General features: G+C 65.4%; 15 protein-coding genes. 5 read left to right on the top strand and 10 right to left on the bottom strand.

The features are described 5' to 3' along the window. Nucleotides 1–337: 337 nt before the first annotated feature. The gene (locus ACOJTD_RS03590; protein ID WP_420131561.1) at nt 338–1,267 is read right to left on the bottom strand and encodes a peptidylprolyl isomerase; all 930 of its coding nucleotides are present in this window, start codon (nt 1,265–1,267) and stop codon (nt 338–340) included. A gap of 352 nt (nt 1,268–1,619) precedes the next feature. Between ACOJTD_RS03590 and secA the strand changes: the two genes are divergently transcribed. Next, complete coding sequence (secA, locus tag ACOJTD_RS03585; RefSeq protein ID WP_420131560.1) at nt 1,620–4,457, top strand: preprotein translocase subunit SecA; 2,838 nt, start codon at nt 1,620–1,622, stop codon at nt 4,455–4,457. Between the two features lie 109 nt (nt 4,458–4,566). Here the strand turns inward: secA and ACOJTD_RS03580 are convergent, their stop codons facing one another. The 3 genes from ACOJTD_RS03580 to ACOJTD_RS03570 all read right to left on the bottom strand — a co-directional run bounded on the left by ACOJTD_RS03580 (nt 4,567) and on the right by ACOJTD_RS03570 (nt 7,467). Next, nucleotides 4,567–5,331, bottom strand: coding sequence for a hypothetical protein (locus ACOJTD_RS03580; protein ID WP_420131559.1), 765 nt, complete (start codon nt 5,329–5,331; stop codon nt 4,567–4,569). 2 nt (nt 5,332–5,333) lie between these two features. Continuing rightward, nucleotides 5,334–6,122, bottom strand: a complete 789-nt coding sequence (locus ACOJTD_RS03575; protein WP_420131558.1) for an enoyl-CoA hydratase — start codon at nt 6,120–6,122, stop codon at nt 5,334–5,336. A gap of 187 nt (nt 6,123–6,309) precedes the next feature. Beyond that, nucleotides 6,310–7,467 (bottom strand): ABC transporter substrate-binding protein, encoded by a 1,158-nt coding sequence (locus ACOJTD_RS03570; protein ID WP_420131563.1) that lies wholly within the window; start codon nt 7,465–7,467, stop codon nt 6,310–6,312. Nucleotides 7,468–7,777: 310 nt separating this feature from the next. Here ACOJTD_RS03570 and ACOJTD_RS03565 point away from each other — a divergent pair, with 310 nt between their 5' ends. Beyond that, nucleotides 7,778–8,497, top strand: coding sequence for a thermonuclease family protein (locus tag ACOJTD_RS03565; protein WP_420131557.1), 720 nt, complete (start codon nt 7,778–7,780; stop codon nt 8,495–8,497). Nucleotides 8,498–8,517: 20 nt separating this feature from the next. After that, nucleotides 8,518–10,011 (top strand): M48 family metalloprotease, encoded by a 1,494-nt coding sequence (locus tag ACOJTD_RS03560; protein WP_420131556.1) that lies wholly within the window; start codon nt 8,518–8,520, stop codon nt 10,009–10,011. 251 nt (nt 10,012–10,262) lie between these two features. On the opposite strand, the gene ACOJTD_RS03555 is transcribed toward ACOJTD_RS03560, so the two are convergent. The 5 genes from ACOJTD_RS03555 to ACOJTD_RS03535 all read right to left on the bottom strand — a co-directional run bounded on the left by ACOJTD_RS03555 (nt 10,263) and on the right by ACOJTD_RS03535 (nt 16,827). After that, on the bottom strand, nt 10,263–11,453 hold the full coding sequence (locus ACOJTD_RS03555; protein WP_420131555.1) for a CarD family transcriptional regulator: 1,191 nt from the start codon (nt 11,451–11,453) through the stop codon (nt 10,263–10,265). 132 nt (nt 11,454–11,585) lie between these two features. Beyond that, nucleotides 11,586–11,924, bottom strand: a complete 339-nt coding sequence (fdxA, locus tag ACOJTD_RS03550; RefSeq protein ID WP_119859151.1) for a ferredoxin FdxA — start codon at nt 11,922–11,924, stop codon at nt 11,586–11,588. Nucleotides 11,925–11,999: 75 nt separating this feature from the next. After that, nucleotides 12,000–12,269 (bottom strand): RNA-binding S4 domain-containing protein, encoded by a 270-nt coding sequence (locus tag ACOJTD_RS03545; RefSeq protein WP_420131562.1) that lies wholly within the window; start codon nt 12,267–12,269, stop codon nt 12,000–12,002. Nucleotides 12,270–12,308: 39 nt separating this feature from the next. After that, entirely contained in the window at nt 12,309–15,638 is a 3,330-nt protein-coding gene (locus tag ACOJTD_RS03540) for a helicase-related protein (protein WP_420131554.1), read from the bottom strand. A 304-nt stretch (nt 15,639–15,942) separates the two neighbouring features. After that, nucleotides 15,943–16,827 (bottom strand): DUF3108 domain-containing protein, encoded by an 885-nt coding sequence (locus tag ACOJTD_RS03535; RefSeq protein WP_420131553.1) that lies wholly within the window; start codon nt 16,825–16,827, stop codon nt 15,943–15,945. A 306-nt stretch (nt 16,828–17,133) separates the two neighbouring features. Between ACOJTD_RS03535 and rpmB the strand changes: the two genes are divergently transcribed. Both rpmB and ACOJTD_RS03525 read left to right on the top strand, forming a co-directional pair. Then, entirely contained in the window at nt 17,134–17,439 is a 306-nt protein-coding gene (gene rpmB, locus ACOJTD_RS03530; RefSeq protein WP_420131552.1) for a 50S ribosomal protein L28, read from the top strand. A 329-nt stretch (nt 17,440–17,768) separates the two neighbouring features. After that, entirely contained in the window at nt 17,769–20,969 is a 3,201-nt protein-coding gene (locus tag ACOJTD_RS03525) for a PAS domain S-box protein (RefSeq protein ID WP_420131551.1), read from the top strand. Between the two features lie 18 nt (nt 20,970–20,987). On the opposite strand, the gene ACOJTD_RS03520 is transcribed toward ACOJTD_RS03525, so the two are convergent. Further along, a partial coding sequence (locus ACOJTD_RS03520) for an esterase-like activity of phytase family protein (protein WP_420131550.1) occupies nt 20,988–21,531 on the bottom strand: 544 nt, incomplete at its 5' end.

The following is a 21,531-nucleotide window of genomic DNA, read 5'->3' as shown; positions in this document are numbered from 1 at the left end:
GCGTAGACGTACGGCGCCACCTGAGGCTGGGCCGAGAATGCGGCCGGTGAACTCGCACACATTCGCTTCCACACGTCATGCCCGGCCTTGTGCCGGGCATCCACGCCTTGCTGGCGGAGATGCAGAAAAGGCGTGGATGGCCGGGACAAGCCCGGCCATGACGAGACTCATCGCGATTTGAAAGACTCCCGCAGCCCCTGATTTTGCAGCCCACGTTTGTTAGCCTCTGAGGCGCCCGGCGAGGCCGGACGTCTGGCGCCGCACCTGAACGCACCCCCCAAACGACAACGGCCGGGGCAGAGCCCCGGCCGTGCGGCAGACCTGAAGTTTGGGTCGCTTACTTCTTGGCCGGCGCCGGGGCCGCAGCCTTGGCCGGGTCGGCGTCCTTGGCCGCCTCGGCCGGCTTCGCCGCGTCGGCGGCCGGCTTGTCGAGGCGCTCGATCTTGGCGCTCTGGCGGAGCTGGGCGACGTAGTCGGACTGCGCCTTGCGGGTGACGTACTGCTCGATCTGCGGCTTGACCTGATCGAAGCTCGGCGGCTTGCGGTTGCGCTTTTCCTCGACCTTGATGATGTGCCAGCCGAACTGGCTCTTCACCGGATCGGAGATCTTGCCGGGCTCGAGCGCGAAGGCGACGGCGGAGAATTCCGGCACCATCTGGTCCTTGGTGAAGAAGCCGAGGTCGCCGCCGTCGGAGGCGCCCGGATCCTTGGACTTCTTCTTCGCCAGCTCGGCGAAGTCGGCGCCCTTCTTCAGCTCCTCGGCGATCGCCTTGGCCTCATCCTCGGTCTCGACCAGGATGTGGCGGGCGCGCACTTCCTGTTCTCCGGAAATCTGCTTGGCGGCGTCGTCATAGACCTTCTTCATCGCCTCGTCGGTGGTGGCGGCCTTGCCCTCGACCGCGAGCAGATCGTCCATCAGCAGCCGGTTGCGGGCGAAGTCGAGCCGCTTCTTGAACTCGGCGGTGTCCTGGATCTTCTTGTCCTCGGCCGCCTTGGCGACGATCTTCATGTCGATCAGGAAGGACAGCACGTTCTCTTTCTTGGACGCCGGATCCATCTGGGCGAGGCTCGGGCCGAGCTCCTCCTCGGCGCGGGTGACGTCGCTCTGGCGAATTTCAGCTCCGTTCACCTTGGCCAAAACCGGGTCGGCGTCCTGGGCGCGCGCCATCGGGCTCGCGAGCAGCGCGAAGGCGAGACAACCAGTCGCGGCCGCGCCGACGAGGCCGGTGCGCAGGGCCGAGAGGGCCGCGGATGACGCAGGGGTCATGGAAAGAAAATCCTTGTTATGAAAGCCGGGGTGCCGGAAGCGGCGGGACAGTCACCCAATCAGGGCGCATTGGCAACGCGAAAACTCTGTCAAAATGATGAAATCGCCGAAAGGTCGGCGCGTTGACAACCCCCTACCCCAGCCATATCTGTCCGGCCACAGGCTTGGGCAGGACGGCCGTCAAAACGGTTGCTCCTGGTCTGCCGGCCCTCGGATTGCTGGTTACCATTCATTTCGCGCACGCGCCTGTATTCGGTTATCGGATCAGCGCACGAGCGTCACGGTGAGTTGATAGTGGATCGAGCGACGGCATCACGGCTGTGAAGTCACACCGCAAGGACAGGAAGCTGGTATGATCGGCGCGCTCGCCCGCAAACTCTTCGGCTCTTCGAACGACCGTCGGGTCAAGGGTTACCAGTCGCGTGTCGCGGCGATCAATGCGCTGGAGCCGGAGATGGTGGCGCTGTCCGACGAGGCGCTGCGCGCCCGGACGGCGGAATTTCGTGCCCAGCTCGCCGCCGGCAAAACCCTCGACGACCTCTTGGTCCCCGCTTTCGCCACCGTGCGCGAGGCCGCCAAGCGCACCCTCGGCCAGCGCCATTTCGACGTTCAGCTGATCGGCGGCATGGTGCTGCACGAAGGCGACATCGCCGAGATGAAGACCGGCGAAGGCAAGACGCTGGTCGCCACGCTCGCGGTCTATCTCAACGCGCTGCCCGGCAAGGGCGTCCACGTCGTCACCGTCAACGACTATCTCGCCTCCCGCGACTCCGGCTGGATGGGGCAGATCTACGGCTTCCTCGGCATGACCACCGGCGTGATCGTGCACGGCCTCGACGACGCCCAGCGCCAGGCCGCCTATGCCTGCGACATCACCTACGGCACCAACAACGAATACGGCTTCGACTATTTGCGCGACAACATGAAGTACCGGCTGGAGGACATGGTCCAGCGCGGGCACAATTTCGCGATCGTCGACGAAGTCGACTCGATCCTGATCGACGAAGCCCGCACCCCGCTGATCATCTCCGGTCCGCTCGACGACCGCTCCGATTTCTACAACACCATCGACACCTTCATCCCGCGGCTCGACAAGTCGGACTACGACATCGACGAGAAGCAGCGCACCGTGACGCTGACCGAAGCCGGCATGGAGAAAATCGAGACGCTGCTGCGCGACGCCGGCCAGCTTCGCGGCGAGTCGCTGTACGACGTCGAGAACGTCTCGGTGGTGCACCACGTCAACCAGGCATTGCGCGCCCACACGCTGTTCCAGCGCGACAAGGACTACATCGTCCGCAACGACGAGGTGGTGATCATCGACGAATTCACCGGCCGCATGATGCAGGGCCGGCGCTATTCGGAAGGCCTGCACCAGGCGCTGGAAGCCAAGGAACACGTCACCGTCCAGCCGGAAAACCAGACGCTGGCGTCGATCACCTTCCAGAACTACTTCCGGATGTACGACAAGCTCGCCGGCATGACCGGCACCGCGGCCACCGAGGCCGACGAGTTCTACGACATCTACAAGCTCGAAGTGGTCGAGATCCCGACCAACCTGCCGATCTCGCGTCTGGACGAAGACGACGAGGTGTATCGGACCCAGCAGGAGAAGTACGCGGCGATCCTCGCCGAGGTCGAGCGCGCCAACGCCCGGATGCAGCCGGTGCTGGTCGGCACCGCCTCGATCGAGAAGTCCGAGGTGCTGGCCGATCTCCTGCTGAAGAACGGCTACAAGCAGATCGACTTCGGCGACCCCAAGGGCCTCGACAAGCTTTACGCCGCCGCCCGCGCCGGCAAGCCCGCCAAGCTGTTCGCGGTGCTGAACGCCCGCTTCCACGAGCAGGAAGCCTATATCGTGGCCGAAGCCGGCGTGCCGGGCGCCATCACCATCGCCACCAACATGGCCGGCCGCGGCACCGACATCAAACTCGGCGGCTCGCTGGAAATGCGCATTCCGCAAGAGACTGCCGGCATCACCGACGAAGCCGAGAAGGCCGCGAAGATCGAGCAGATCAAGGCCGACATCGAGCGCTTCCGCGACATCGTTCTGAACGCCGAGGACGAGATCGAGATCGAACCCGCCAAGGGCAGCAAGCCGGCCAAGACCGCCAAGCGCCCCGGCGGCCTCTACATCATCGGTTCCGAGCGCCACGAAAGCCGTCGCATCGACAATCAGCTGCGCGGCCGCTCCGGCCGTCAGGGCGACCCCGGCCGCTCCAAGTTCTTCCTGTCGCTCGAAGACGATCTGATGCGCATCTTCGGGTCCGGCAAGCTCGACACCATGCTGACCCGCCTCGGCCTCAAGGAAGGCGAGGCGATCATCCATCCGTGGATCAACAAGGCGCTGGAAAAGGCGCAGCAGAAGGTCGAAGCCCGCAACTTCGACATCCGCAAGAATTTGCTGAAATTCGACGACGTCCAGAACGACCAGCGCAAGGTGATCTTCGATCAGCGTATCGAGCTGATGAACGAAGACAGCGTGGTCGAGACCGTCACCGACATGCGCCACACCTTCATCGAGGATCTGGTCGCCAAGCATGTGCCCGAGCATGCCTATGCCGAGCAGTGGGACGTCGCCGGCCTCAAGGAAGAGCTCGAGCGCGTTGTCGGCCTCGACATTCCGGTCGACGAATGGGCCAAGGAAGAAGGCATCGCCGACGAGGAGCTTATCTCGCGGCTGGAGAAGGTGTTCGACGAGCACATGGCTGCCAAGGTCGGGCAGTGGGGCCCCGACGTGATGCGCTACGCGGAGAAGAGCATCCTGCTGCAGACCCTGGATCATCTGTGGCGCGAGCACCTGGTGATGCTCGACCATCTGCGCCAGGTGATCGGCCTGCGCGGCTACGGCCAGCGCGATCCGCTGCAGGAGTACAAGTCCGAAGCCTTCAATCTCTTCCAGGAGATGAGCTCGCATCTGCGCGAGGCGGTGACGGCGCAGCTGATGCGGGTCGAGATCATCCCGCCGGAGCAGCCGCAGGAGCTGCCGCCGATGGAAGTGCACAAGGCCAATCCGGACACCGGCGAAGACGAGATGGCGTTCGCCAACGTTTCGCTGGCGCCCCCGGTGGTCGACAAGGCTGAGCGCGATCCGAACAAGCCCGAGACCTGGGGCAAGGTCGGCCGCAACGAGGATTGTCCCTGCGGCTCCGGCAAGAAGTACAAGCACTGCCACGGCCGCTACGCGTAACCGCCGCGAGGCGGCTGCATTCAGCAGTCGGCAGGTGACGAGTTGATATCGCAATGCCCGGCTTCGCGCCGGGCATTGTCGTTTTCGGCTTCTGCAGGATGATGGATGGTTAGTTCGTCAGCCTGAATTCGACGCCCGCGATCGTGAAGCCGTCCTCCGTCGTCGCAACGACCTTTGCCTGCGCCGCCGCGCGGATGCCGGCGGGCTCCGTAACCTTGAAGGTGAGGGCGGTCATCGCCTCGCTGGCGCCCTCCACGAACCGGAACGTCGCATTCGGCAGCCGCAATTCGGCGGTGCCGTCCGCTGCTGCGCTGACCGGCAGATCGAGGATGCGGCCCCAATGCGCGGCCAGGTCGGCCGGATCGGGGCTCTGCATCTCGACGGCAGTCAGCGCCTGTGTCGTGTCGGTGCGGATCGCGTTTGCCCAATCGGGGCCGGCTGGCGGGTAGGGGCCGCGAATATTGTCGCTGCCTTCGGTGTGGTTGAGTTCGATGAAGGCGGCGCGGCAGTCGCGCGGGTGCAATTGCACGCCGTGATACGGCGCGTGGTCGATCACGTTGGCGGTGCGCACGCCGAGGCTGGCAGCGTGGCGGCCGCGCGCATCCGGATCGTCGCAGCAGAAGATCGCCATGTAGCCGCCGCGGCCTTGGGTCTTCTCCAGGAAGCGGCCGGCCGCCGTGCCGGGCTGCGTCGGTGCGACGATCTCGAGGAGGGTCGTGTCCACCGGGAGCAGCACGTTCTCGAGGCCGTATTTGCCGACATGCGGATCGCGGTAGCAGATGTTGAGCCCCATGATGGCGGCGAGCTGCGACGCGGCGGGCTCGATCGGTTCAGTGACCAGACAGATCTGGCGGAGGCGAAGGAACGGCGCCATCGTCAGCGGCCCTGGAACGAGGGCGCGCGCTTCTCGACGAAGGCGCTCGCGGCTTCCTTGTGGTCGGCGGTCTCGGCGCAGCGCGAATGATGCAGCGCCTCGGCGTCGAAGCAGGCCTCGAGCGACAGGCTCTCGGCATTGTTGATGTTGGTCTTGATGTAGCCCAGCGTCACCGTCGGACCCTGCGCCAGCGACAGCGCCAGGTCGTGCGTCGCTTGTTCGACCTCGGCATCCGGCACCACCTTGGTGACGATGCCGAGCGCCTGCGCCTCCGCGGCGGTCATCACCGGCGACGTCAGATACAGTTCGCGCGCCTTTGCGGCACCGATCAGATGCGTCAGGAAGTAAGTGCCGCCGAAATCGCCCGACAGACCGACCTTGGCGAAGGCCGTGGTGATCTTGGCGCCGGCGCCCGCCACGCGCAGGTCGCAAGCCAGCGCCATCGACAGCCCGGCGCCAGCCGCCGCGCCATCAATTTGCGCCACTACCGGCTTCGGCATCTGATGCAGAATGCGCGACACTTCCATGCCGCGGCGCAGATTGGCGACCTTCTGTTCGAGCGGCGGCGGGCTGCCGGCCGCAGCCATCGACTTGACGTCACCGCCGACGCAGAACGTGCCGCCCGCGCCCTTCAGCAGCACCGCGCGCACCTCCGGATCGTCCTTGGCCCGATGCGCCGCCTCGACCAGCCCGCGGATCATGTCCTGATTGAGCGCATTACGCCGCTCGGGACGGTTCATCGTGATGGTGAGCAGGCCGCGGTCGAGATGCTGCAGGACGATATCGGTCATGGCGTCGTTTCCTTCTTGTTGTTCGCCGACGTTTGAGAGTGTTCCCCGGATGCAGCGCAGCGAGCCGCACTTGCGGCGTGGTGCGCTGCTGATCCGGGGGGCCGGTGACGGCTTGAGACGCAAACCGGGGTCCCGGTTCTGCGGAGCGGCACGTCGTGCCGCACCGCGCCCGGGACACGGCGCTTTGTTACTTCTTCACCAGCGGGCAGCGCGACTGTTCGAGCGGCTGGAACGCCTGGTCGCCGGGGACGGTGGCGAGCAGTTTGTAGTCGTCCCAGCGGCCCTTGGATTCCGACGGCTTCTTGACCTCGAACAGATACATGTCGTGTACCATGCGGCCGTCTTCGCGGATGCGGCCGTTCTTGGCGAAGAAGTCGTTGATCGGCGTTTCCTTCATCTTCTTCATCACCGCAGCCGGATCGGTGGTGCCGGCGGCCTTCACGGCGTTCAGATAGTGCGTCACTTCCGAATACAGGCCGGCCTGCGCCGAGGTCGGCACCCGTTTGGTGCGCTCCATGAACCGCTTGGTGAAGGCGCGCGTCTCGTCGTTGAGATCCCAATAGAACGCCTCGGTGAGGATCAGGCCCTGCGCGGTCTCGAGTCCGACGCTGTCGATGTCGGAGATGAAGGCTAGCAGCGGCGACACTTTTTGGCCGCCCTTGGTGATGCCGAATTCGGCCGCTTGCTTGATCGCGTTGATGGTGTCGCCGCCCGCATTGGCGAGGCCGATCACCTTGGCCTTGGAGCTCTGCGCCTGCAGCAGGAAGGACGAGAAGTCCGAGGTGTTGAGCGGATGCTTGACGCTGCCCAGCACCTTGCCGCCCGACGCCTTGATGACGTTGGTGGTGTCGCGCTCGAGGTCCTGGCCGAACGCGTAGTCGGCCGAGAGGAAGAACCAGGTATCGAGCCCCTGCTTCACGGCTGCAAGACCGGTGGTGTTGGCCTGCGCGTAGGTGTCGAACACGTAGTGCACCGTGTAGGGGCCGCAGGCTTCGTTGCTGAGCCGGATCGATCCCGGCCCCGAGAACATGATGATCTTGCCCCGCGCCTTGGCGATCTCGGCGGCGGCGAGCGCGGTCGCCGAGGCAGCGACGTCGACGATCGCCTCGACGCCCTGATTGTCGAGCATGTCGCGCGCAATGTTGGCGGAGAGGTCCGCCTTGTTCTGATGATCGGCCGCGATGATCTCGACCTTGCGGCCGAGCACGCTGCCGCCAAAATCCTCAACCGCCATCTTGGCGGCGGTCTCGCTGCCGGGGCCGGTGATATCGGCGTACAGACCGGACATGTCGAGAATCGCGCCGAGCTTGAGCGGCGGCTGGGATTGCGCCTGCGCGGCCGTCATCACGGCGAGCGACAGACATGCGACAAGAGTCGTCCGGAATGTTCTCAAAGCGTCCTCCCCTGACCGGCGCCGGCTTCATCCGCGGCGCTTCTGATCGTGGTGCGATCATGCCGTATCGACTGCAAAGCGGCAAGCTATCAGGTTTTCCGGCGGGTGGAATGCGCTTGCCCGCGGTCGGTGCGCTTAGTAAGCGAGCGGCCGCGTGGATGATTCATCACACACTCTGCGTCGGCGAATGCACGCGATGATAGCGACCGGGACATCGACCCACGGGCATCTTGCAGCGACGATCGTTGCGACGCTGCTGATCATGAGTGGCGCGGCGCGCGCAGCCTGTATCGATCTGCCGCCGCAGGGCGAGGGCGTCGTGGCCTCGGTCGAGGATGCTCGCACGCTGCGCCTCGACGACGGCCGTGAGATCCGGCTCGCCGGCGTTGAGGTCGAGACGGCGCATCGACGCGAGGCGATCGCGGCGCTGTCCGCCCGCGTCCGCGGTCGGCAGGTCGCGTTGCATGGTCCCGATGACACGCCGGATCGCTACGGCCGTCAGCCGGCGGTGGTGTTCGTCGAGGGCGAGCCGAAGACATTGCAGGTCGCGCTGCTCGAAGCCGGCCAACTGCTGGTGGGGATCGGAGGTGCGCCGGCAGACTGTCGCGCGGAGTTGCTCGCCGCGGAGACGGCGGCGCGCGATGCGAGAGTTGGTCTTTGGGCCTCGGCAGCGGCCCTCAAAAACGCCGAAAATGTGGAAGACGTTTTGACTCGGGCCGGGCAGTTCAGCGTCATCGAAGGCCGCGTTCTGTCGGTTCGCGAGACCGGCGGCACGATCTTTCTGAACTTTGGCCGACGCTGGACTCGGGACTTTGCGGTGACTATTTCAAGGCGCATATTGGGATCGTTCGAGGCCGCGGGCATTTCGCCCAAGTCCTTGGAGAACAAGCGAATCCGTGTTCGAGGCTGGGTCGAGCGCCGCTCCGGCCCTCAAATCGCGGTTCGTGACGTGGGACAGATCGAAGTGCCGGGCGCGCATTAGCGTCCGTAGAGAGCCATCACGTGATCGCATCCGAGGGACGGCGCAGCATCTGGAGGAGCCGCCGCTGGCTGGTGTTGCCGCTGCTCGGCGCGCTGACGCTCGCAGGATGCGGCGATTTTCGCCGTTTCGAGACCGCCTCGATCCCGTCCAGCACGCCGGCTGCCAAGCCGGTCCGTCCGGCCGTGCAGTCGCCCGCCGCGGAACGCGAGCATGAGCGCATTCTTGCGACCTATGGGGGCGCCTATGACGATCCCAAGCTGGAAGCGCTGATCACCAGCACGGTGGATCGCCTGGTGGCCGCGTCGGATCGACCCGATCTCACCTACAAGGTGACGATCCTGAACTCCGGCGCCGTCAATGCCTTCGCGCTTCCGACCGGACAGCTCTACGTCACCCGCGGACTGGTCGCCCTGGCGAGCGATACGTCGGAATTGTCATCGGTGCTGTCGCTCGAGATGGCGCATGTGCTCGCCAAGCACGCCGCGATTCGCGAGGATCAGGCGCGCCAGGCCGCTCTCGTCACGCGCGTCGTCACCGACATGGGCAACGATCCGGAAATGACGGCGCTGGCGCTCGCCAAGACCAAGCTGTCGATGGCGAGCTTCTCGCGTCAGCAGGAGCTGGAGGCCGACGGCATCGGCGTCGGCATCTCGGCGCGCGCGCAATTCGATCCGTATGGCGCGTCGCGCTTCCTCACCGCGATGGAACGCAACGCCGCGCTGAAGGCCGGCCGCGGCGGCGATGGGCGCTCGCAGGACTTCCTCGCCTCGCATCCGGCGACGCCCGAGCGCGTGCGCAACGCGCAGAACAATGCCCGGCAATACGCTTCGGCCGAGCAGACCGCGAAGGGCGAACGCGATCGCGAGACCTATCTCAATGCGATCGACAACATCGTCTATGGCGAGGACCCGAGCGAAGGCTTCGTCCGTGGCCGCCGCTTCCTGCATCCCAAGCTCGGCTTCACCTTCCAGGTGCCGGAGAGCTTCACGCTCGACAACACCGCGCAGGCGGTGATCGGCGTGCGCGAGGGCGGCAATCAGGCGATGCGGTTCGACGTCGTGCGCGTGCCGGCCGAGCAGTCGCTCGGCGACTATCTGAATTCGGGCTGGATGGAGAATGTCGACCGCAGTTCGACCGAGGAGCTGAGCATCAACGGCTTCCCGGCAGCCTCGGTGTCGGCGCGCGGCGACCAGTGGCAGTTCAAGGTCTACGCGCTGCGGTTCGGCAGCGACGTCTATCGCTTCATCTTTGCGACCCGCCAGAAATCGGCAGAGAGCGACCGCAATTCGCGCGACACGGTCAATTCGTTCCGCCGGCTGACGCTGGACGAAATTCAGGCGGCACGTCCGCTGCGCATCAAGGTCATCACCGTGCAGCCGGGCGACACTGTCGAATCGCTGTCGCACCGCATGGCCGGCGTCGACCGCCCGCTCGAACGCTTCCGCGTCCTCAATGGCCTCGACGCCAACGCCACGGTGAAGCCGCGCGAGCTGGTGAAGATCGTCGTGGATTGAGGGGCGACGAACCGCCTTCGCGACGTTTTCCCATTGCGAGCCGCGCCTGTGTTAGCGCTTTGCGCCGTCTGGTCACAAGCTCGCGACGCGGCAATCCAGCTCAATGCATGGAGTTGGTTTGCTTCGCTAAGCTCGCAATGATGGGGTGAGGCAGCAGCACTATGCCGGCCGCCGCGCGGCAGCTATCGAACGACCAACAAAAAAGGCCCGGCTTGCGCCGGGCCTGATCTGATCGACCGAACCGATGCGGCTCAGGCCGCTTCGTCGGTGACGGTATCGTCGCTGTCGCCGTCGAGATCGCCGTCCGCGTCGGCTTCACCCTCGGCATCCGCCTTGGCGCCCCGGCGCGGGCTCTTGGCGAGCTGGCCTTCGACTTCCTTGACGGCTTCGGTCTCGGTGATCTGCTGGACCACCGCGATTTCCCGCGACAGCCGATCGAGCGCCGCTTCGTAGAGCTGGCGTTCGCTGTAGGACTGCTCAGGCTGCGATTCCGAGCGGTACAGGTCGCGCACCACTTCGGCGATCGCAACGATGTCGCCGGAGTTGATCTTCGCTTCGTATTCCTGGGCGCGGCGCGACCACATCGTCCGCTTGACGCGGGCGCGGCCCTTGAGCGTCTCCAGCGCCTTCTTGACGAGCGCGGGGTCCGACAGCTTGCGCATGCCGACATTGGCCACCTTGGCGGTCGGCACCCGCAACGTCATCTTGTCCTTGATGAAGTTGATGACGAACAGCTCGAGCTTGGCGCCTGCGATTTCCTGTTCCTCGATCGCCAGGATCTGCCCGACGCCATGCGCCGGATAGACCACGAACTCGTTGGCCTTGAAGCCCTGACGCTGGGTCACCGCCTTCTTCGGCTCCTCGGCCTTGGGGGCGGGCGCCGGCTTCGCAGCCACCGGCTGCTTCACCTCCGGCTTAGCGGCAGCCTTCGGCGCAGCAGCGGCAGGCGCGACCGGGGCCGCGGCCGGAGCCTTTGCGGCGGGCTTGACGGCAGGTTTCGCGGAAGCGGCCTTAGAGACGGTCGCCGCAGCGGCGGGTTTCGCAGTCTTGGATGGCATTTCACTTCTTTTGTTTTTCGAGGACTTGAGGGCCGACGCCTTGGAGGCCGAAGCCTTCGCGGCGGAACCCTTAGCGATTGTAGGCTTGGCGGTGGTCGCCTTGGTGGCGGTCGCCTTCGCACTGGGCGCCTTGGATGCAGAGGACCGTGGCGGAGTCGGTTTGGCGGTCCGGGTGTCCTTGGCTGAAGTCCGGGATCGGTTGGTGGTTGCGCTGCGGCTGCCAGCGTGCTTGGCACCCTTCGAGGAAGCACTCATTTTACGCGTTTTCTGTGACACAGCCTGCGCGTGGAACCGCCACGCCCCTGTTCGTTGTTCTTGACGGGATCCCTTCCCGGCCGCAAAAACGGCATGCCGAGTTTCTAGAATGTGCCAAATATAGCACATTTCCCGCAAAAATCAATGATTTATGACGAATCGGCCCGGTCCCTTGCAGGGACCAGGTGGATTCATCATCAACAGGGTTAAGCCGGGTCTGCGAAAATCACGTCCCGGTGCACTTCAGGGGAGGCAGGCCGACTAGTCGCCGGTGCCCGGCTCCTTCGAGAAGAACTTTTCGAACTTGCCTTCCTGGCCGTCGAACTGCTTGGCCTCTTCCGGCGCGTCCTTCTTCTGGGTCAGGTTCGGCCAAGTCTTGGCGTATTCCGAATTCAGCTCGAGCCACTTCTCGAGGCCCGGCTCGGTGTCGGGCTTGATCGCATCTGCCGGGCACTCGGGCTCGCACACGCCGCAGTCGATGCATTCGTCCGGATGGATGACCAGCATGTTCTCGCCCTCGTAGAAGCAATCGACGGGGCAGACTTCAACGCAATCGGTGTATTTGCACTTGATGCAGTTTTCAGTGACGACGTAAGTCATCCGAAGGCTCCGGAACGGTTCTAATTTTGAGTGTTTGCGTACCGCAGGTGTCCCACAGCCGCAAGATGAAGATGCCTAGTCCCTTGGCACTTCGAGATCGGCATAAAGTCCAGTAACCGAGTCCGCGTCACCGCGGCGCTCGGCGAATCCAATCACTTTCAGCACCCGCACGCCACGATCCAGCGCAATCGTCACCACGTCGCCAGGCTTGATCGCATGCCCCGGCGATTTCTCGCGCGTGCCATTGATCCGCACATGGCCGCTTTCCACCAGCGCGGCCGCGCTGCTGCGGGCCCTGACGACCCGCGCGTGCCACAGCAATTTGTCGAGACGCTGCCGCTCCACGCACCACCCTGGATCAGCCGCGCGATCGCGCGGCAAGACTTAATCCTTGCGGCCGCTGGCGAGTTGCTCCTTGAGCGCGGCCAGTTTGGCGAACGGCGAGTTCGGATCGATCGGCCGGTCGCGCTCACGCGGCGGAGCGCTGGAGTGCACCTGCCGGTGCGAACCGCCGCCCTGATTGTCGCGACCGCCCTTGCCGCCCTTGTCCGAAAACTTGTCGCGGCCCTTGAAGCGTTCGCGCGGCGGACGGCCTTCGCCCTGCGCCTCACGACGCGGTGCTCCGCCCTCGCCGTCGCGGCGATCGCGGCGGAAGTCGCCCTTGCCGCGGCGGCCGCCCTGATCGGGCCGATCCTGACGCACGCCGGCTTCGCCGTCCGCGGACTGGCCGCCTTGGCCATGTTGCGGGCGATTGTGCGGACGCTTGTTGCGGTCGTGGCGCGGGCGATGCTCGTCGGAACGGCCACCCGGGCGCCAGACTTCGACCAGTTCGGGCTGTGGCTTGGCGTCGGCCGCTGGGGCTGCTTCGGCCGTGGAAGCTTCACCCGTCGTTGCTTCAGCAGCGGGCGCATCGGTTGCGACGGCTTCGGGAGCCGCGACGTCGCCCGCGGGGGCTTCGCCAGCCGCCGCATCCGCTTCGGTCAGCGCGACGATCTCCGACGAACTCGCCTCGGCCGGCACGGCGTCGAGCGGCTCACCGGCCGGAGCCTCTTGCGCTGGAGTCTCTTGCGCGGCCGGTTCGGCTGCCGTCTCGGCGGGAGCAGAGTCGGCTTCCGGCATTTCGGGTGACGCAACAGATTCGAACGCGATCGCACCGGCCAGGATGGCGTGATCCTCGGCCGACAGCGTCGTGTCGGCAGCGGGCGCGGCCTTGGCGGCAGCGGGCTTCGGCGCGGGAGCTGCCGGCAGCGGCGGCCGCTTCTCCATGCGGTAGCCGAGCGCCTTCAGGATCGAGGCAAAGTCCTCGCCGGCTGATCCGGTCAGCGACGTCATCGCCTGAGTCACCACGAAGCTGCGGCCGTCGAAAGCGCCGGCCGGCTTCTCACCCGGCATGCCTTCGCGCCAGGCCAGCGCAGGACGGATCAGGTCCGCGAGCCGCTCCAGAATATCGACCCGGACGGCGCGTTCGCCGCACAGCCGGTAGCCCAGCGTGCGATACGCATCGCGGTCCAGCGCCTTGTCGACCGGAAACGAGGTGCGGCCGCTGCTGGCGAGATGCTGTGCGCCCGACAGCGCCGACATGTCGACATTGTCGAGCTTCTGCGCCCAGAGCAGCGACGCCAGCGCCCGCGCTGCGGGCTTCAGCAGCGACGGAATGTAAATGTGATAGGCGCCGAACCGGACGCCGTATTTGCGCAGGGTCGCACGCGACGGCTGGTCGAGGTCCTTCATCTCGCTGGCGATCTTGCTGCGCTCGATCACGCCCAGCGATTCGATCAGCTGGAAGGCGATGCCACGGCCGATGCCGGTGATGTCCTCGGCCTTGCCGAGTTCGAACAACGGTCCGAGGATCTTTTCAATGTGGGTCTTGAGCCAGAGATCGAGCCGAGCCTGCACGGCCTCGCGCGGCGCGCCCGCCAGGCGATCGTCGGCGATGATGCGCAGCCGCGGCCGCAGCACATCGTCGGAGCCGACCAGCCGCGCCACCGCATCGCCGGTCCAGCGCACGATGCCTTCCGACGTCAGCACGAACTGCTCGTCGGGAGCGGCCGCAAGCTTCTCGGCGCGGGCGTCGATCTCACCCGCAAGGGCCTTCTGCGCGGTCGCCTGCAAGGCCTTCGCATCCGACCCGGCCTCGGCCGCATCCGGAGCGAAGGTGAAGCCGTCGAGACGACCAATCACATGTCCCTCGACGATAACCTCGCCGGTCTTCCCAATTTCCGTATTCAACATCGTGTTTTCCCGCAGGCGGCGCATCAATACACTGGTCCGACGATCTACGAAACGTTCCGTGAGGCGTTCGTGCAGCGCATCTGACAATTTATTTTCAATGTCGCGCGAAATGCCTTGCCAGTGATCAGGATCAGCCAGCCAGTCCGTCCGGTTGGCGACGAAAGTCCATGTCCGGATCTGAGCGATCCGTGCCGAAAGCGTGTCGATGCCACCGTCGATCCGGTCGGCCTGCTCGACCTGAGCGGCGAACCAGCTGTCGGGAATTCGGCCCTTCTGCATCAGAAACCGATACAGCGTCGTCACCAGTTCGGCGTGGGCCGCCGGTGCGATCTTGCGATAATCCGGGACCTGACAAACGTCCCATAGCCGCTCGACGGCTGCGGCGCCATGCGCCATCTCGCGCACCTCGCCATCCCGCGCGGCGTGGTCGAGCACGCGAAGATCCTCGGCGACCGGCGCGCGGGTCAGCGCCTCGTGGCGCGGCGACTCCGCAAGCGAGACCTGAAGTGCGCCGACGGACGAGAAATTCAGCTCCGAATTCCGCCATTGCAGCATCTTCACCGGCTCGAACGTGTGATTCTGCAAGGCATTGACCAGCTCCGGCTCGAACGGCGCGCAACGTCCGGTGGTGCCGAAGGTGCCGTCCCGGGTGGCGCGGCCGGCCCGGCCGGCAATCTGGGCGAACTCCGAGGGCGTCAGCCGGCGAAATTGATAACCGTCGAATTTGCGGTCGGACGCGAAGGCGACGTGATCGACGTCGAGATTAAGCCCCATGCCGATCGCGTCGGTGGCGATCAGGTAATCGACGTCGCCGGACTGAAACATCGCCACCTGGGCGTTGCGAGTGCGCGGCGACAGCGAGCCGAGCACGACGGCGGCGCCGCCGTGCTGGCGCTTGATCAGTTCGGCGATGGCGTAAACTTCGTCGGCCGAGAACGCCACGATCGCGGTGCGTCGCGGCTGCCGCGTCAGCTTGCGGTCGCCGGCGAATTCGAGCTGAGACAGTCGCGGCCGGGTGACGATACTGGCGCCGGGCAGAAGCCGCTCGATAATCGGTCGCATCGTGGCGGCGCCCAGCAGCAGCGTCTCGTCGCGGCCGCGCCGGCGCAGGATGCGGTCGGTGAAGACATGGCCGCGCTCGAGATCGGCGGCGATCTGGATTTCATCGACGGCGAGAAACGACACGTCGAGATCGCGCGGCATCGCCTCGACGGTCGAGACCCAGTAGCGCGCCTTTTGCGGCTTGATCTTCTCTTCGCCGGTGACCAGCGCCACAGCGTCCGGACCGACCCGATCGACGATCTTGTTATAGACCTCGCGCGCCAGCAGCCGCAGTGGCAGGCCGATCAGGCCGGATGGGTGCGCCACCATCCGCTCGATCGCCAGATGGGTCTTGCCGGTGTTGGTCGGGCCGAGCACCGCCGTGACGCCGGCGCCGGGCGCGCGGTCATTGGTAAACGGCGCGGAAAACGAAAGAGGCATTTTGACTGTATTTCTGCGTGGCTGCGGTCAAGGATGTGTCACATTGCGACGCCGCAGCGCACGCGGGTTAAGCTGTGGAACGAGTCCCGAACGAAACGCGGCCGAATCGGTGACTCGACCAAACGGGTTGCGCTCCATCGCAACATCTTGTGTCGCCTGAGATCGTTCTCACCAGATCAGGGACGGATCGGAAGATCAACGCCCGAAAATGCGTCGGACTCCGCTTTGGCATGCGTTCGACGATTCCCCGGCGAGTCAACAGGATTCGACTCTCGTTTCGGCGACGTCGGCTGCGGTCGCGCAGCTACTGGGCTCGGGAGGCCGATTTCGGCGGGGTGGCGGTGGTGACGAACTGCGTCGCCTGCAGCACGGCGTTCCCGACCGGCGTCGGTATCTTGAGGCGGAACGGCGCCAGCACGCGCGTGCCGGCGATCGGGGCCAGCCAGACTTCCATGGTGCGCAAGCCCGTCAGATATTTGATGGCGGCGCGATCGGGAATATAGCCCGACACCGGGGTGAAATAGACGCCGCAAACCAAAGCGGGGCCCTGATAGCCCTTCTCGGCCTTCACCATCTCGGTGCGCTTGTAGTCGAGGCGGAGATCGTAGCGCATCCGGCCGTCGAAAATCGGCGTCGAAATCCGGCACGAGTCGGGAGACATCGGATCTCCAGTACCGGACACCCGCAGGAACGAGGCGGTCATCGGGTCGAGCACGCCGCGCCGATGCGCGTCGGTGACGGGGATGCGGTCGGGGTCGGCGGGCGGCTCGGGCTCGATCGAGGAGTCCTTGACGTTGCCGTTGCCCAGCGTGATCCGGATCGTCTCGGTCTTCTTGGCGCTGGTGGTGGATGCCATGTAGTTCATCGGCACGAACTGGCCGCCCACGATGCGGCCTTGCGCTTCGCCGCTGCCGTGCCCGCTGGAGAATGCCTGCATCACGCCCGAGGTCGCGCCGCTGGCGGCTGCCGCATACTGGTCCTCGGTGATCTCGATGACCCAGGCGCCTTTGCCGACTTCGATGCCGGCCAGCGAGGCTTCATAGCGGGCGTCGAGCTTGCCCTGGGCCGCCGCCGCGCCAGGGAACGCCGCCGAAACCGCCGCAAGCGCCAGCAGCCCGGGAAGGAGCGGCGACCGCCGCTGAGAAATGCCGGTCTGCCGACGGAAGCGGTTGCTGACGGAAAGGTTCACTCGGGTCGTCCTGCCTGGCGGCCGCGGCACGCCGTTCGACCGATCCCAAAAGCCATGATCGGTGCAATTCATCGTTTCGGAATCGAATGCGTCGTTTATATGATGGTAGATCGTTGATCCGGCGCGGCAAATCAATGCATGACGGGCCCCGCAGGGTCCCAGGGCGGGTCAAAATACCGCGTCGGCCGCGGCTTCAGCTTGACGCTGGACGCGAGCCCGCCTATAGGTCCCCGGCTCCTGAAATGGACGTCGATAGAACCCCCGCGCCTGCCAGTGGGCCGGCGGGGATGACAAAGGATTTTCGCCATGTCCCGGCGCTGCGAACTGACCGCCAAGGGTGCCCAGACCGGCCACAAGGTCAGCCACTCGAACATCAAGACCAAGCGGCGCTTTCTGCCCAACCTGGTCAACGTCACCTTCCTGTCCGACGCGCTCGGCCGCCCGGTGCGGCTGCGGGTCTCGACCAACGCGCTGAAGAGCGTCGACCACCGTGGTGGTCTGGACGCCTTCCTGCTCAAGGCGAGCGTCGACGAGCTGTCGCCGAAGGCCGCCGAGCTGAAGCGCGCGATCGCCAAGAAGAAGGCCGGCGAGCCGGTCGCCGCCGCGAGCTGATCCGCCTTCAAGGCGATCTCCTATCGGTGATCCTGATTTCGGACGGCCGGGTTGCAAGACCCGGCCTTTTCGTTTGCGTGCCTGATGCCGCCTTGCCGCCCACACCTTGCGATCGCTGCATTCCAGCCAGCAGGAAGGCGCCGGCCACCGTCCGTTAATGACATCCACCCGTCATTGGTCGAATCCCGTAGTTTACCGAGGTGACGGGTTCAGGCGACACACGCACAAGCTGTTAAGATTGTCCGCTCGTTCGGATTGAATAGTAGCCCAGCGCCCTCGCTCAGCCTGGAATGGGGCGACGGTTGTTCAGCCGCGTCGCAGAGGCCGCGATGAAGCTTTCGACACGTCTGATCCTGGCGATGGTGGCTCTGGTCCTCGTGACCACAGCGGTTCTCGGCTTCCTCAACTATCGCGGCATCGTCCAGCTGCTGATTCCCCGCACCGTGGCGCGGCTGCAGACACATGCCCAGCTCAACGCGCTGCTGATGGACGCGCAACTGCGCAGCACGCTGGCGGACGCCAAGAGCGCGCAGGCTTCCACGGCGCTGCAGGATCTGCTCATCAAGCGCCCACAGGCGTCTGGTCCAAACGTCCCGAACTGGCGGCAGCGGATCGAGGACCGCTTCGCCTCCGAGCTCGCCGCCAAGCCGAATTGCGCCATCCTGCGCATCATCGGCGTGGAGGACGGCGGGCTCGAACTGATCCGGGTCGACCGCCTCGGGCCCAACGGCTCGATCCGGGTCGTGTCGCCCGCCGAACTGACGCGGCGCGGTGACCGATCGTACTTCCAGGAAGGGATGGCGCTGCCGCGCGGCGAGGTGGCGATCTCGCGGGTCGAGCTGAACAGAACCGCGACGGCACTTGAGACGCCCTACACGCCGACGGTACGAACGATGGCGCCGATCGACGCCGCCGACGGCACGCGGCTCGGCCTTCTGGTGATCAACACCAATCTCAGCGCGCTGTTCGATCGGGTCCGAAACAGCGTCGATACCGGCGACACCATCTACGTGATCAACGAGACCGGCGACTATCTGGTGCATCCCGACCGGTCGCAGGAATTCGGCTTCGACCTCGGCAAGCGCCGCCGTATCCAGGATGATTTCCCGACGTTTACCGACTTGCTCGAAGACAGGGACGCGGCCCCGTCGGTGATCGAAAATGCCGAGGGACGTTCGTTCGGTCTCGGCATCGGATGGGTGCGGCTGGCCGACGGTCCGCTGGTCGGTGTCGTGGAAATGCGGGACTACGCGTCGCTGGGGTCGGTGCAGGCCGCGGTCCGCAATTCCACTCTGGCGGGCGGCGCGGTCGCGATCCTGGTGGCGATGCTGATCGCGGTGCCGCTGGCGCGCTCGCTGACCCGGCCGCTGGTGCGGATCACCCGATCCGTACAGGCCTTCGCGCGCGGCGAGAAGTTCGAACTCGCGCCCGGCGGCGGCCACGAGATCAAGCTGCTGGCCGACGCGTTCGAGCAGATGACCGGCGAGTCGAAACGACGTGCAATCGCCTTTGCCGAAGAGGCGGAGGAGCGTAGCCGTCTCGCCGGCGTGCTGCAGAATACGATCGACAACATGGTCGATCCGGTGCTGGTCGCGGATGCGCGCGGCATGGTGATCCTCACCAACCCGGCGTCGCGCGAGATGTTCGGCGCGCTGGTCGGCAGCAGCGTGCTCAACACCACGCGCTCGTTCGATCGCTTCACGCCGGAAGGCAAGCCGCTCGCGCCCGACAAGGCGCCGCTGCTGCGCGCCTCGCTCGGCGAGACGATCGAAAATTTCGAATTCATCGTGCAGCCGATCGGCAGCGGTCGTCGTTCGTATCTGATCGCGAACGGCCGGCCGCTGCTGAGCGAAAGCGGCGACGTTCAGGGTGCCGTGATGGTGTATCACGACATCACCCAGAAGAAGAAAGCCGAGGAGGCGCTGCGCCGCAGTGAGCAGATGGCGCGCGCGATCGTCGACACCGCGCTCGATGCATTCGTGCAGGTCGACGCGCTGGCGACGATCACCGAATGGAGCCCGCACGCCGAAATGATGTTCGGCTGGAAGCGCACCGAGGCGATCGGCCGCAACGTCTTCCAGCTGATCATCCCGCCCGATCAGCTCGAGCAGAGGACCGAGGAGTTCACGCAATTCGCCACCACGCTGGGCCGCGAGAACACCGGCTTCCGTGTCGAGATCGAAGCGATCCGCCATGACGGCACGCCGATTCCGATCGAGGTGGCGATGACGGCGCTGTATCGCGACGGCAGCTTCGTCATCAACGCGTTCCTCCGCGATCTCACCGAGAAGATCGCATTCGAGGAGCAGCTGCGGCAGTCGCAGAAGATGGAGTCGAGCGGCCAGCTCACCGGCGGCATCGCGCACGACTTCAACAACATGCTGACGGTGATCACCGGCACCATCGACATCATCAGCGATGGCGTTGCCGATCAGCCGCATCTCGCGGCGATCGCCAGGCTGATCAGCGAGGCGGCCGACCGGGGCGCCGAACTGACGCGGCTGCTGCTTGCCTTCGCCCGCAAGCAGCCACTGCGGCCCGACGAGACCGACGTCAACGGTCTGGTCGCGGGGCTGCAGAGCCTGCTGCGGCCCACGCTCGGCGAACAGATCGAAGTCGAGACCGTGCTGGCGAGCGACGTCTGGCCGATCTATGTGGATCGCGGCCAGCTCGAATCCGCGCTGGTCAATCTCGCGGTCAATGCGCGGGATGCGATGCCGAGCGGCGGCAAGCTGACCCTCGAAACCTGCAACATCATCGTCGATCAGGAATTCGCCAAGCGCCTCGGCAATGTCGATGTCGGCGCTTATGTGATGATCGCCATCACCGATTCCGGCTGCGGCATTCCGGAGGCGATCCGCGGCAAGGTGTTCGATCCGTTCTTCACCACCAAGGAAGTCGGCAAAGGCACCGGGCTCGGACTCAGCATGGTGTACGGCTTCATCAAGCAGTCGGGGGGCCACATCACGCTGTACAGCGAAGAGGGGCTCGGCACGACCTTCCGCTTGTATCTGCCGCGCGCCACCGCGGAAGCCGAGCGTGAGACGCCGGCGGCTTCGGAAGGCGGCGCGATCGGCGGCACCGAGACCATCCTGGTGGTCGAGGACGACGCCATGGTGCGCAGCTACGTCAACGCTCAGCTCAAGAGCCTCGGCTACACGGCGCTTTCGGTCGGCAACGCCACTGCCGCGCTGTCGATCTGCGACAGCGACGCCAAATTCGATTTGCTGTTCACCGACGTGGTGATGCCCGGCCCGTATAACGGCGTGCAACTCGCCGTCGAGATGACCAAGCGGCGTCCGGGGCTCAAGGTGCTGTTCACCTCGGGCTATTCGGAGAATGCGCTGATCCACAACGATCGGATCGATTCCGGAATCCTGCTGCTCTCGAAGCCGTACCGGCGGATCGATCTGGCGCGGATGATCCGGCAGGCGCTGAGTTCGACGCCGGAGTCCGATTTAGGCCAGAAACCGGCGGACGCGGACGACATCGAGACCGAGCGCGGCAATCCGGCCCGGGTGATGGTCTGAGCGGGCGGCGTTGCCGGCTCAATCCTCCGCCAGCGTGAACTGCAGCAGCAGGGTTCGCTGCAGCATCGAGAAATTGTCGTCCGATATCAATGTCAGCACCGTCTCGCCGGTCGCGTCCCGATGCACATCGATGCCCTCCATGTTGTCGATCTCCTGGCCGAGATCGGCATTGAACAGGGCGGGACCGTCGACCGTGGCGCCCGGCGCAATCGACGTCAGCGGAATCCGACGGATGCGGATGTGCACGCCGGCAAGCCAGGAAAATTTGCGCTCCAGGATCAGGAGATCGCCGGACGGCAGCAGCGTGGCATCGCTGATATCGAAATCCTCGGTCCGGCGGATCGCGAAGCTGCCGGGGGTCTTTCCGCCGATCAGGAAGCCGAGGATGTTGCGGTCGGCATCGAGGCCGCGCTCGGAGATGGCGATCAGCGTGCCGGCGAGCGGCAGTCCCTTCGGGATAGCGACCAGCGCCTCGACGCCTTTGTTGTTCGGCAGCTTACGCAGTCCCGGCGGCACTGCAATTGGCTGTCCGCGCGCCCGTACGCCGTCGCGGCCGAAATCG

The sequence above is a fragment of the Rhodopseudomonas sp. genome, assembly GCF_048594845.1.
In the GTDB taxonomy this organism is placed as follows: domain Bacteria; phylum Pseudomonadota; class Alphaproteobacteria; order Rhizobiales; family Xanthobacteraceae; genus Rhodopseudomonas.
This window is presented reverse-complemented; position numbering and strand designations above follow the sequence as displayed.

What these genes read in the sequence shown, in the direction of transcription:
- ACOJTD_RS03590 (WP_420131561.1), bottom strand. Translation starts at nt 1,267, where the DNA reads ATGACCCCTGCGTCATCCGCGGCCCTCTCGGCCCTGCGCACCGGCCTC.
- secA (WP_420131560.1), top strand. Translation starts at nt 1,620, where the DNA reads ATGATCGGCGCGCTCGCCCGCAAACTCTTCGGCTCTTCGAACGACCGT.
- ACOJTD_RS03580 (WP_420131559.1), bottom strand. Translation starts at nt 5,331, where the DNA reads ATGGCGCCGTTCCTTCGCCTCCGCCAGATCTGTCTGGTCACTGAACCG.
- ACOJTD_RS03575 (WP_420131558.1), bottom strand. Translation starts at nt 6,122, where the DNA reads ATGACCGATATCGTCCTGCAGCATCTCGACCGCGGCCTGCTCACCATC.
- ACOJTD_RS03570 (WP_420131563.1), bottom strand. Translation starts at nt 7,467, where the DNA reads ATGACGGCCGCGCAGGCGCAATCCCAGCCGCCGCTCAAGCTCGGCGCG.
- ACOJTD_RS03565 (WP_420131557.1), top strand. Translation starts at nt 7,778, where the DNA reads ATGAGTGGCGCGGCGCGCGCAGCCTGTATCGATCTGCCGCCGCAGGGC.
- ACOJTD_RS03555 (WP_420131555.1), bottom strand. Translation starts at nt 11,453, where the DNA reads ATGTGCTATATTTGGCACATTCTAGAAACTCGGCATGCCGTTTTTGCG.
- fdxA (WP_119859151.1), bottom strand. Translation starts at nt 11,924, where the DNA reads ATGACTTACGTCGTCACTGAAAACTGCATCAAGTGCAAATACACCGAT.
- ACOJTD_RS03540 (WP_420131554.1), bottom strand. Translation starts at nt 15,638, where the DNA reads ATGCCTCTTTCGTTTTCCGCGCCGTTTACCAATGACCGCGCGCCCGGC.
- rpmB (WP_420131552.1), top strand. Translation starts at nt 17,134, where the DNA reads ATGTCCCGGCGCTGCGAACTGACCGCCAAGGGTGCCCAGACCGGCCAC.
- ACOJTD_RS03525 (WP_420131551.1), top strand. Translation starts at nt 17,769, where the DNA reads ATGAAGCTTTCGACACGTCTGATCCTGGCGATGGTGGCTCTGGTCCTC.